Annotated in this window: 6 protein-coding genes and 1 pseudogene; 1 reads left to right on the plus strand and 6 read right to left on the minus strand. The window is 33.2% G+C overall.

Going from position 1 to position 11,411, the window contains the following annotated elements; genetic code table 11:
- Window positions 1-158 (plus strand): annotated as a pseudogene (locus V5787_RS01560) (IS5/IS1182 family transposase); the annotation flags it as partial.
- A gap of 212 nt (window positions 159-370) precedes the next feature.
- Here V5787_RS01560 and V5787_RS01565 read toward each other — a convergent pair.
- The 6 genes from V5787_RS01565 to V5787_RS01590 form a co-directional block, all read right to left on the minus strand.
- A complete protein-coding gene (locus tag V5787_RS01565; protein WP_336891533.1) occupies window positions 371-886 on the minus strand; it encodes a DUF2892 domain-containing protein in 516 nt (171 codons plus the stop codon).
- Window positions 887-992: 106 nt separating this feature from the next.
- A complete protein-coding gene (ccsA, locus tag V5787_RS01570) occupies window positions 993-4,265 on the minus strand; it encodes a cytochrome c biogenesis protein CcsA (RefSeq protein WP_336891534.1) in 3,273 nt (1,090 codons plus the stop codon).
- Window positions 4,266-4,640: 375 nt separating this feature from the next.
- Entirely contained in the window at window positions 4,641-6,986 is a 2,346-nt protein-coding gene (locus V5787_RS01575; protein WP_336891535.1) for a polysaccharide biosynthesis tyrosine autokinase, read from the minus strand.
- 10 nt (window positions 6,987-6,996) lie between these two features.
- Complete coding sequence (locus V5787_RS01580; RefSeq protein WP_336891536.1) at window positions 6,997-7,749, minus strand: polysaccharide biosynthesis/export family protein; 753 nt, start codon at window positions 7,747-7,749, stop codon at window positions 6,997-6,999.
- 46 nt (window positions 7,750-7,795) lie between these two features.
- A complete protein-coding gene (locus tag V5787_RS01585; protein WP_336891537.1) occupies window positions 7,796-9,703 on the minus strand; it encodes a nucleoside-diphosphate sugar epimerase/dehydratase in 1,908 nt (635 codons plus the stop codon).
- 253 nt (window positions 9,704-9,956) lie between these two features.
- Window positions 9,957-11,093, minus strand: a complete 1,137-nt coding sequence (locus tag V5787_RS01590; RefSeq protein WP_336891538.1) for an aminotransferase class I/II-fold pyridoxal phosphate-dependent enzyme — start codon at window positions 11,091-11,093, stop codon at window positions 9,957-9,959.
- Window positions 11,094-11,411: the final 318 nt, after the last annotated feature.

Consider the following 11,411-nt stretch of genomic DNA (forward strand, 5'->3'; position numbering starts at 1 on the left):
AAGTGGAGCGAACTTTTGGAGGAATAAAGTTATGGTTTAAAGGTGGAGTTGCAAGGTACAGAGGTATGGAAAAAATGCATACTCAAAATCTGATGGAAGCTATTTGTTACAATTTATATAGAAGTCCAAGGATAATTGCCAATAATTCTAAAAACTAAAGGAAAATGAACCAAAAAATAGATTCATAACTAACATAAACAATGAAAATAAGAAAAAAAAATATAAATTTTAGATTTAAAAAGTCAAAATTGAAATCTAAAACTGAAAAGAGCATTATGCAACGGTCTTTAGTGGTTTTACGAAGGTACAAAATACTCTTCAAAAAAATAGCCCGCAAACTGCGAGCTATCTCAAATTTTATAAAAACAGATTATATTTTTTTCATCTGATCTTTCATCATTTTAATCTGATCTTTTAACATACCATGTTTGTCTAACTTCTTAGCTTCATTTAGCAAGGTTGTCGCTTCTCTTTTTCTTCTTCTATGCATTGCAACACCAGCCATGTTCAATTTTGCCATTGCCACATCATGATCCATAGACAAACCTAATTTTAATGCCTTTTTAAACATTTTATCAGCTTTTGTCATACTGGTTTGGGTTACAAGTAAGCCATGTAAAAAGTAATAATAAGCCTCTTGTGGTTTTCTTAAAGCACTTGATGGATTTTTAATATAGTCCAACCATTTTTGTGCCCCAACTAAATTTTGTTTTCTTATTTGTAAAAAAGCTAATAATAAAAATTCGTTTTTAAAAAAGAAAAACACAAAAACCCCAGCTAATAAAAGGATCATAATTCCGTTTCCTATATTTTCTTCAGCAAATTGAAAACCTGCCCAAACAGCTATCAATACTGCAATTACTATTTTTAAATATTTATTAAACATTGCTTTATTTTTTTTTAAACGAATGACTCTCCTATACAAGAAATACATGAAGTTGCGAATTTACATATTTTTAAAGGAAAGGAAAGTGTTTTTCTAAAACTTGATTTTATTTAGTTTTACGGTAATATTTATTATGTTTTACATATGCGAATATCCCTAATGCGGCAACGACCACTATTGAATAATACACAAAACTAGGTGTTACCATTTTATCACCACTCGCATAAGAATGCAGTCCTGACAGATAGAAATTCACGCCAAAATAAGTCATCATTATTGAAGCAAACGCATATACCGATAAAATATTAAAGGTAAACCGTCCTCTTAAACCAGGCACCAATCTTGTATGTAATACAAAAGCGTAAACCATTATACTGATTAAGGCCCATGTTTCTTTTGGATCCCATCCCCAATAACGGCCCCAGCTTTCATTGGCCCACATTCCACCTAAAAAGTTTCCGATAACCAACAGCACCAATCCAACAGTCATCGACATTTCATTAATCACTGTTAACTCATTGATTGTATTGTCTAATTTCTTTTTATTTTTTTTATTTGTGAGTGCCATTAAGATCAAGGCAAGCAGACCTAAAATCATAGCCAAAGAAAAAGGACCATAACTCGCTACAATAATTGCCACATGAATCATCAACCAATATGAATTCAGAACTGGCACTAAATTTGCAATTTCAGGATCCATCCAATTCCAATGAGCGATCATTAAAATCATTGAAGCTAAAAATGCAGTAGCAGCAATTGTCAATGTAGATTTTCTACCAAATATCAAACCAAATAACATCGTAGCCCAACCTACATAGATCATGGATTCATAGGCATTACTCCACGGAGCATGACCACTTACAAACCATCGAGCTGCCAAGCCTGCAGTATGCAAGGTAAAAAACAAAATCACAAACCCAACTGAAATTTTCAATAAAACCTCTACGACTTTACTCGTTTTAAATATTTGAACAATCACCAAAATAAATAAAATCAAGCCCGCAAACAGGTAGAGTTTGAATAGCTTTTTAAATACATCATATTTATTATAAGCAATCTCAAATTTTATTTTATCCTCAGATGGATACACCTCATCACCATATTTCTTTTGGAAATTTTTAATGCCGTTTAAAATCTCATCAGCCTCTTCATAGTTCTCTGAAATTTTCGCTTCGTTCAAAATTTGAATATAAACGGGTAAAATTTGTTTTACAAAAACAGAATCGACTCCTTTAAACGGAGCATTGTACAATTCCGGTTGTGATACCCATTTGTTCGTAGCATCATTAGGTATCGGAAATATTCGAAGCATGCCACCACCAATCGCAGAATATAATAGGCCTACTCTTTTATCTACATTGATAACATCCTTTTGGTATTTACTCTTTATATTAATTTTTTGTGCCGCTTCAACATCTGCTTTTATTTTATAATTCCCATTATCATCGATAAAATCGATCAAACGAGCATATTTTTCTTTGGTATCTATTCCTAAAACAGTACGTAGTTTGTCATTTCCTCGTTCCAAATAAATCACTGGAACCTGAAACCACAATCTTGGATTTTCTACAATCGATAAAAAAACTTGATTTGCATCTAAGCCATTATAAGTATCACTCTTACTTACTTTACGCAATAATTGTGATGAAAAAGTATGGACAGGCTTCATACGACCACCCGCATCTTGAATAACCAAAGCACTAAACTTTTCAGCGTGCTCAACAGAAACCACATTGGCTTTTAAAATAGAATCCATTTGCACGGCTGTAATATCATTGATATGGTTGCTGTCCTCATCAGTATTATGGTCAGTATGCCCTTCATGGTTGTGTGCACTATGGTCGTGACCATCTTCATGGTTCTGATCTCCTTCGTGATTATATTCTTGTTCCTGGTTGTGTGCACTATGATCATGACCGTCTTCATGGTTATGCTCTTGTGCAGAAACACCTCCTGCTAACAACGAAATTATAGCCAAAGAAAGTAATGCCTTTTTCGCTTTTATCTTATTTAATTTATGACGTAAATATGAGAATCGCGTATTTTTTACAAATAAAATCAACAATAAACCTGCGTATAAAAGGAAATAACCAATATATGTAATCAATGTTCCCCAATAATCATGATTTACCGACAGCCTTGTTTCTTCGTATTGAGGTGTAATATTATAACTCGATTGGAAAAACTTATAACCTTTATAATCTAATATATTATTCATATACACTCTAAAATCAAATGTCTCTGAAGGATCAATTACTGTAATCTCACTAGCAAAAGACATTGCACTCTCTGACCCTGGATATTTATCCAATTGAAAATCATTCAACTTTATTTGAAATGGCAACAAAATTTCCTTTGCCCCAAATGCCACTCTGATATTCAAGTCGTCCAAAGTAAATTGAACAGGAGCGTTTGATGTATATTTACCTCCACTAACTTCTATCTCCTTCGTTTCATTTTTTGTAGAAACCAATAATTTTAAAACATCTTCAGGAAACACATCTTTGTCACCCTTTGTCAAGTCCATCTTCCCTGACAATGGTGGTTTAGGCACTACAAAACTCATTCCAGCAATATTATGTAGTGTTAAATATTTAAAATCAGATAAGACGTCCTTTTCAATATTTCCTCTTAGTTGATCTGCCATTCGAAGAAAAGTTCCTTCAAACATCGATTCCATTTTCAACACGTCATTTTCATATTCAAAGTTGATCAGCGCATTTTCTTTATGAGCAAAACCGATTAAGACTCCGTGGATATTTTCTATGTCCCCTTTTTTGATATAGTGATCATGTCGACCACCACTACTAGATTCAACAAAATGTATATACAATTCCCCTTCCTCCGTTTCTACAAAACTTGTAGCGGCATTCGGAATAAATTCTTTTAATTCAAACTTCACCTCCTGACCTCTAAAATCAGTATTGAAAGCATAATTATTTTGACCCCAAGTTGACAATAATATTGGATCATACAAAACACGTTGATCTGTATTATCGTCTAAAGTAACTTTTAAATACGTTTGATCTGAATAAAACACATTTGTAGTTTCTCCTTCTTTTATCGGCATGATACCTTCAAAACTGATATACCTAGTGACTCCTGCTCCTAAAAGGATTAAGAAAAATGATAGATGAAACAACAATACGGACCATTTCTCTTTTTTGTACAAACGGTACCTAAAGATATTCCCAAAGAAATTTACAGCAAACAATACCATGATGCATTCAAACCACCAAGAGTTATACACCAGAGCTTTAGCAGTTGGAGTTCCATAGTCATTTTCTATAAATGTAGCAATTCCCATTGCCATAGCAAAAATAAGAAACAACACCGCCATCAATCGTGTACTAAAAAATAAGTCTAAGATTTTTTTCATTAGATAAAATATCATGTACCAAATAATACTCAACCAATCAAGTAAATATTATTTAACAAATTAAAGATGCAAATTTAATCAAAGTTAGGCGAATAGAGTTTGTGAATGAAAGAAAATTTCGTGTTTTGTGTTTCGTTATTTGTCTATCGGTGATCCTTTACTGTTTTTTTTAAAAACAAAACAACACATTTATTACTCTTCTTCCCTTACTTAATAAAAATCATATCCATTTATTAATTTTAAGTGATAAGGCTTCAATATTTTTAGACAAACTAAAAAAATGTACTCTGCCACCAGATTCAAAAACTGAACATTGAGTAACTAATAACGATCAACTAACATCGAATTTGGAGCCACGAATATCGAGTTACAACATTAAAACTTCCACCAAGGTTTTGACTCTGTCGATCCATAACCATAGGAACCATAGTTTCCGTAGCCATAACCCTTTTTATAATCAGAACCATTAATTAGCATTGACATATTAGTCAAACGTTTTTCTTTGTAAAGATTTTGAGGCACCGCTAACAAGCGTTTATCTAAATAATTAGCACGTACAACATAAATAAACAAATCAGCACGATGCCCCAGCAAAAGCGTATCTGTTACTAAGTTAATAGGTGCAGTATCTACAATTATATAATCATACTCCGCTTTTACTTTTTCGAATAGCTCATCAACACGAGGGTGTAATAATAGTTCTGCTGGATTTGGAGGAATGACTCCAGAGGAATAGAAATCTACATTTTTATGCTCGGAAACTGAAAATCTAATATCCTCTAACTCCAATTGAGAATCCAAAATATAATTTGTAATTCCTTTATTATTTGGAGTCTTTAAATATTGATTGAGCTTAGGCGCACGTAAGTCCATTCCTAATAAGGCTACTTTTTTACCCGACAATGCCAAGGTACAAGCTAAATTAATGGATACAAATGACTTTCCTTCGCCACTCGTTGTAGAGGTTATAAATATGACATTACTACCTACCTCCTTAGAAGCCAGCATAAAATCTAAATTTGTTCGCAACAAACGGAAAGCCTCTGCTGGACTAGAACGAGCTTCTTTGGAAACCACTAAATTCTCTTTTGTCTCTTTAAGAGGAATATCTCCCAAAACAGGAGCAGAAACCAAAGCCTCTAGCTCTTTACGGCTATGAAATTTATTATCCAATAAATCATTTACATAAATAATTCCAAAAGGAATGATTAATCCCAATAGTAAACCTGCTAATAAAACAATTTTTTTCTTAGGAGAAACTGGAATATCCACTCCATAAGCCCTGTCAATAACTCTTGAATTAGATGCTGTTACCGCCAATGAAATTTGGGTTTCTTCTTGTTTTTGTAACAAATACAGATATAGTGATTCTTTAATTTCTTGTTGACGAAGCAAGTCTCTAAATTCCCTTTCTTTTCTAGGAAGACTCTTCTTTTGACTATTTAATTGATTATCTTTTCGCAACAATTCATTAATCGTAATACTCAACGATATATTTAAATTATCCAAACTCTCTTGCAAACTTTTTCTGAGATTTATCAGCTGCGCTTCATAATCTAAAACTACTGGATTCTTTGTTGTAGAACTACGAACAACTCTATTTCTATCCAATACAATTTGGTTATACTGCTCTGTCAATATGTTTATAGAAGAATCTGAAAAGCCCAAAGCAGGAATCAAACCAAAACTATGATTTTCTTTTTTCAAATACCCTTTCACAAACTCCAATAATTTCAGCTCCGTATTGGCATCAAACAAAGCTTGCTCGCTAAAAGTTACGTTCTCTATAAAGACCTCAGACTGCTTTACTATATCTGTTAAATTATTGTCATTTTTATATTGTTCTACGCCTTTATCAATCTCAGACAATTCTGCTCTAATTATCTTCAAACGCTCACTTACAAAAAACACTGTGTTTTTGCTTACTTCGTTTTTATCGTCAATTTCTTCTTCCGCGTAGTTTAAAACCAGCCTATTTAAGATTACCTCTGCTTTTTCTTTTATTGAGTGTTGCAAGGACAGTCTCAATACAGTCGATTTTTTGTCAATCACTTCTATTTCTACTTTACCCACTAAACTACTGACTGCAACCTCTTTAGACACCAATTTAACTTTTATTTGCGTATCAATATCTTTCGAATACACAGAGCTTTTTTGAACTATTTTATAATGCTGCCCAAATAAAATCAAATCTTCATCAGTGTTTTGTGCCGCAATAAATTCTTGATTTATATCTAATAATTCTATCCTGTTATTGCCAATATATTTTATATAAAATGTAGTATCATGCTGCACCTCAAACAATCCAATTGGTTTGAGTTGTAAATTTCCATCAAACACTTCACTTTCAACCACCCGTCCTTCTATATAATAACTAATTTGTAAGTTTAGGTCAGAAACAACTGTTGCTGCTAAGGTTCTCGATTTTAAGATTTGAATTTCGTTTTCAACTGAACTCATACTTCCTCCAAAAGAGGCTAGGTCTTGAAAAGCTGCCAATTCAGAAGACATAGAAGATTGTTCCTCTTTGATCAATAATGTCGTGGATACATTATATATTGGAGTTGTATATCTTAGATACACATAGGCACCTGTTAAAAACAAAAGGGCGCTTAATAGAAACCATCTCCAATTCCTACTGTATTTCTCAATTTCCTCTCTAAAATTTAAAGATTCTTCAAACCCCTGAGGTATATTTTCGTTCTGGTCTAAACTATTCATTGAATTTTTTTTAATTTACAATCAACGCAATTATTGTAATCGTTAAAGAAGTAATAGAAATCCATATTCCAGTTACAGAACTGGCTGCAGATGAGTTTACTCTAGGCTTGTTAGGCTCAACATATACTACATCATTTTGTTGCAAATAATAAACCGGAGATTCAAATAAATTTGTAGCTGTTAAATCAATACGTTCAAATTGCTTTTCAGTATCGGTTTCACGAATCACCAATACATTTTGACGTACTCCATGTATCGTTAAATCCCCAGCTAAACCAATCGCATCCAATATTGTTACCCGTTCATCTAGAATTATATAAGCTCCAGGACTCTTCACTTCTCCTAATACGGTAATGGTAAAATTCAACCATTGAATATTTATAGAAGGATTGACCAAAAAAGGTGCTAATTTTTCTTTTAAGACAGCAATCAACTCAACACGTGTATAACCAGCCACTTCAATCGTTCCTAACTGCGGGAACTCAATGGTTCCGTCTTGAGCAACCGAATACGGTAACAACTCTACATTCCCGTTCCCCGTACCCATATTTGGTTTAAAACTATTAAACGGAATTACAGCAAGGGGATCTAATGCACTTATCATAATAGACAATTGATCACCCGCCTTAATTTTAGGAGAAAAATCGGTATTTAGCACCTGTTCTTTTGTATCAATGCCTTGAAAGTACAAAAGATCTTTTTTAGAAGCACAGGACGATAGTAAGACTACCATTAGGATTAATACAGCGTAAATTTTACTCATAAAATTAATTTGCGCAAATGTACTAAAAAACACACTATTTATCACTCTAAATTATTTGTTTTATTACATCCAACTTGCTATAAATTGAATTCATGGAGACAAATTCAGGCACAATGTTTTTCATCTTTACAACAGTTCTTTCAGATTCTAAAACACTATTTTCATCACATAACTGTTCTATGGAAGCAATCGTAAGCTCTACATCTAATGGAGTAACCTTACTAATCATTATTTTTTCATGATGAGTAGGCAAAGTGGTTTCTTTGTTATTTAACAGCTCTTCATATAGTTTTTCTCCAGGACGTAAACCTGTGATTTTTATATCAATATCCTCTGGGTATCGCAAACCAGACAATTTAATCATGCGAACGGCCAAATCATAAATTTTTACAGACTTGCCCATATCAAAAATAAAGATTTCACCTCCATTACCCATAGATGCCGCCTCAATAACCAACTGACAGGCTTCAGGAATTGTCATAAAATAACGTGTAATTTCTTTATGTGTCAATGTCAAAGGTCCTCCTTTTTCAATTTGTTTTTTAAACAAAGGAATTACGGATCCATTAGACCCTAATACATTTCCAAAGCGGGTGGTAATAAATTTTGTTTTCCCCTTTGTTTTTTCATTCATACTCGTAATATACATCTCAGCAATTCTTTTTGTTGCTCCCATGATATTGGTCGGATTCACTGCTTTGTCTGAAGAGACCATGACAAATTTTTCCAATCCGTACTTTAGTGATAAGTCTACAATGCATTTGGTTCCCATCACATTAACCTTAACAGCCTCATAAGGTGTTTCTTCCATCAAAGGAACATGTTTATAAGCAGCAGCATGAAAAACAATTTGAGGTTTGTGTTCTTTAAAAAGAAGATCCATACGGCTTTTGTCTCTAACATCTGCTACAAAAACGGTGTAATTTTCCACCATATTTCTCTTCAATTCCTGTTCTAAGTCATATAGTGCCGATTCAGACTGATCTACAAGCAATAATTTCTTGCACTTATATGTACCCACTTGTCGTGCAATCTCACTTCCTATAGATCCCGCTGCTCCAGTAATTAATACGACTTTATTTCCTAGCTCTTTTTCTACTTCAAAATTATCTAACTTGATTGGAATACGATCCAGCAAATCTTCAATACGAACTGCTTTGATTTGCCCTACCTCCAAATTCCCTCCAACCCATTTGGAAATAGGTGGTGCAATTTTCACTTTCAGTCCTAAAATTTGCATATCTACAACAATCCCTAACAGTCGAGTTGAGCTAATATTCTGAATAGCAATGACCACTTCCTCTATTTGATGTTTTCGTATAAATTTATCTGTAATAGATTTACCTTCATAAATTGGCATCCTATTGATCATATGCTCTGATCGTTTGGGATTGTCATCAATAAAGCCAATTATTTTAAATTGTTCACGTGCCCCTTTTCTTAATGTATCATAGGCAATTACCCCCATCTCTCCTGCTCCATAAATTAAAAGTGACTTTGGATTTTTCTTTCCTTGGGAAATCTCTCTGTGAAAATATTTAAATACAAATCGACTAGAAATCAACACTATGATATTTAACAAATAGTGAATAATAAGGATAGAAATAGAGATATTAAAATTAGGATAGCATTTAAAGTGTCGATTTATCAAAACCACTAAGATTAAAAATCCACTTAACATAGTCGCTCCGACACACACATTCGAAGCATCTTTAAGTCCTGTATGACGAATAACCCCTTTATAAGAACCTGAAATTAAAAAACTTAACAAAGCAAACAATGCAACAACGGGTAATTCATTAAACACCAATACCAAATCGAATGACAAGGAAAAGTTGAAACGAATTAAATATGCAAATATAAATAGTTGCAGCACTATAACAATATCAATACACAAAACCAACCACCTGGAAACATTTTTTTGTGCGTACGCATACAAATAATTTTTTATCATTTTCCCTATTCTAATAATTAATGGTCACTATAATTTGCTCAAAGATAGTTGTTTTCAGGAAACATCAAATAAGGCATGCTATTTTCTTTAGTTTTCGTAGCTGACAGCTGGTCGTTGGTCGTTGGTCACTGACAATTAGTCGTTTGAGATTTAAAACTGAACTTTTGACCTTGATTTGGACTCAGTCTTTGTCTTTGTCTTTGTCTTTGTCTTTGTCTTCGACAGTCCATCAACTAACTTCGAACAACAGTCATCAAACACCAAATAACCTTTTCAAAACTGCTTCTATCCGATTTCGACCCTCTTGTTGTATGTTTGAGCCAGAAGGAAGACACAATCCGGATTTAAATAAGTCTTCACTCACTTTTCCTCCATAATAAGAAGCGGATTTAAATACAGGCTGCAAATGCATTGGCTTCCATAAAGGTCGTGATTCTATACCCTCTTCTTCAAGAGCCAATCGAATTTGATCTGCAGTAATATTCGTTTTTGATTTGTCAATTGTAATACACGTCAACCAATGATTGGAATAATAGTCTGAATTTGGCTCTTTAAATACTGTAATTCCCTCAACATTTAAAAAGATCTCTTTATAAAATGCATTCATTTCTCTACGAAGTGTTATATATCTTTCCAACACTTCTAACTGTCCTAAACCAATACCTGCAACAAGATTGCTCATACCACAATTATAACCAATTTCTGAATGTTGATAATAAGGAGCTTTATCTTTTGCATTTGTTGCTAAAAATGTAGCCTTTTTAAAATATTCATTATTATTTGATATGAGAGCACCTCCTCCTCCAGTAGTAATTATTTTATTGGCATTAAAAGAAAACACTCCTATAGACCCCATTGAACCGCACATTTCACCTCTATAGCTAGAACCCAAAGCCGCCGCTGAATCCTCTAAAACGGGAATTTTATATCGATTTGCAATTTCTAAAATCTTATTCATTTGAGCGGGCATCCCGTAGGAATGAACTACAATAATGGCTTTTGGCTTTTTTCTTAATAGAATCTCTTTCTTTATAGCTTTCAATAATAAATCAGGGCACATATTCCATGAAATAGGCTCACAATCTATAAAAACAGGTTGAGCACCAATATACTGTATAGGAAAAGCACTGGCAGCAAAAGTAAAGCTACTACACAATACCGTATCTCCTTTTTGAACTCCTAATACTTGCAAAGCCAAATGAATCGCAGCGGTACCAGAAGAAAGTGCCAAACAGGACTTTGAACCAACATAAGCACTAATTCTATTTTCAAAAGAATCCAAGAACTCTCCTTTAGGCCCAATTTCATTTAAAGAAATCGCCTTTTTTATATACTTCAACTCATTGCCTTGCAGCAGCTGTTCCGATAATTTTATTATATGATTTTTCACTGATTATACTTAAATAATGAATTCACAGAAACTTTCCACTTACCAGTGGATTTCATCTCAGTTTTATACTCCAATAGAAAAACAATATATTTACTGAGTTACACGCCTAGTGTCTGTTTTATATTTTTTTGATATTTAGGTTTTTGTAGTACCATTCTAAGAATTGTTTTATGAAAAATGCTTGGATTCAAGGTTGTAACGCAACAAAGCGTTAATAATTTTTAGTGATTCAATACTCAAATATAGTGATTATAATATTGATTTTATTTCGTGGCATTATTGAAATAGAATAACTCTCCTACGTCGAGTTATTTCCAG

The sequence above is a fragment of the Flavicella sp. genome, assembly GCF_037132785.1.
Taxonomy (GTDB): domain Bacteria; phylum Bacteroidota; class Bacteroidia; order Flavobacteriales; family Flavobacteriaceae; genus Flavicella.

Bases quoted from the DNA above. Each gene is read 5' to 3' on its own strand.
- ccsA (WP_336891534.1), bottom strand. From the start codon at position 4,265: ATGAAAAAAATCTTAGACTTATTTTTTAGTACACGATTGATGGCGGTG.
- V5787_RS01575 (WP_336891535.1), bottom strand. From the start codon at position 6,986: ATGAATAGTTTAGACCAGAACGAAAATATACCTCAGGGGTTTGAAGAA.
- V5787_RS01565 (WP_336891533.1), bottom strand. From the start codon at position 886: ATGTTTAATAAATATTTAAAAATAGTAATTGCAGTATTGATAGCTGTT.
- V5787_RS01585 (WP_336891537.1), bottom strand. From the start codon at position 9,703: ATGATAAAAAATTATTTGTATGCGTACGCACAAAAAAATGTTTCCAGG.
- V5787_RS01580 (WP_336891536.1), bottom strand. From the start codon at position 7,749: ATGAGTAAAATTTACGCTGTATTAATCCTAATGGTAGTCTTACTATCG.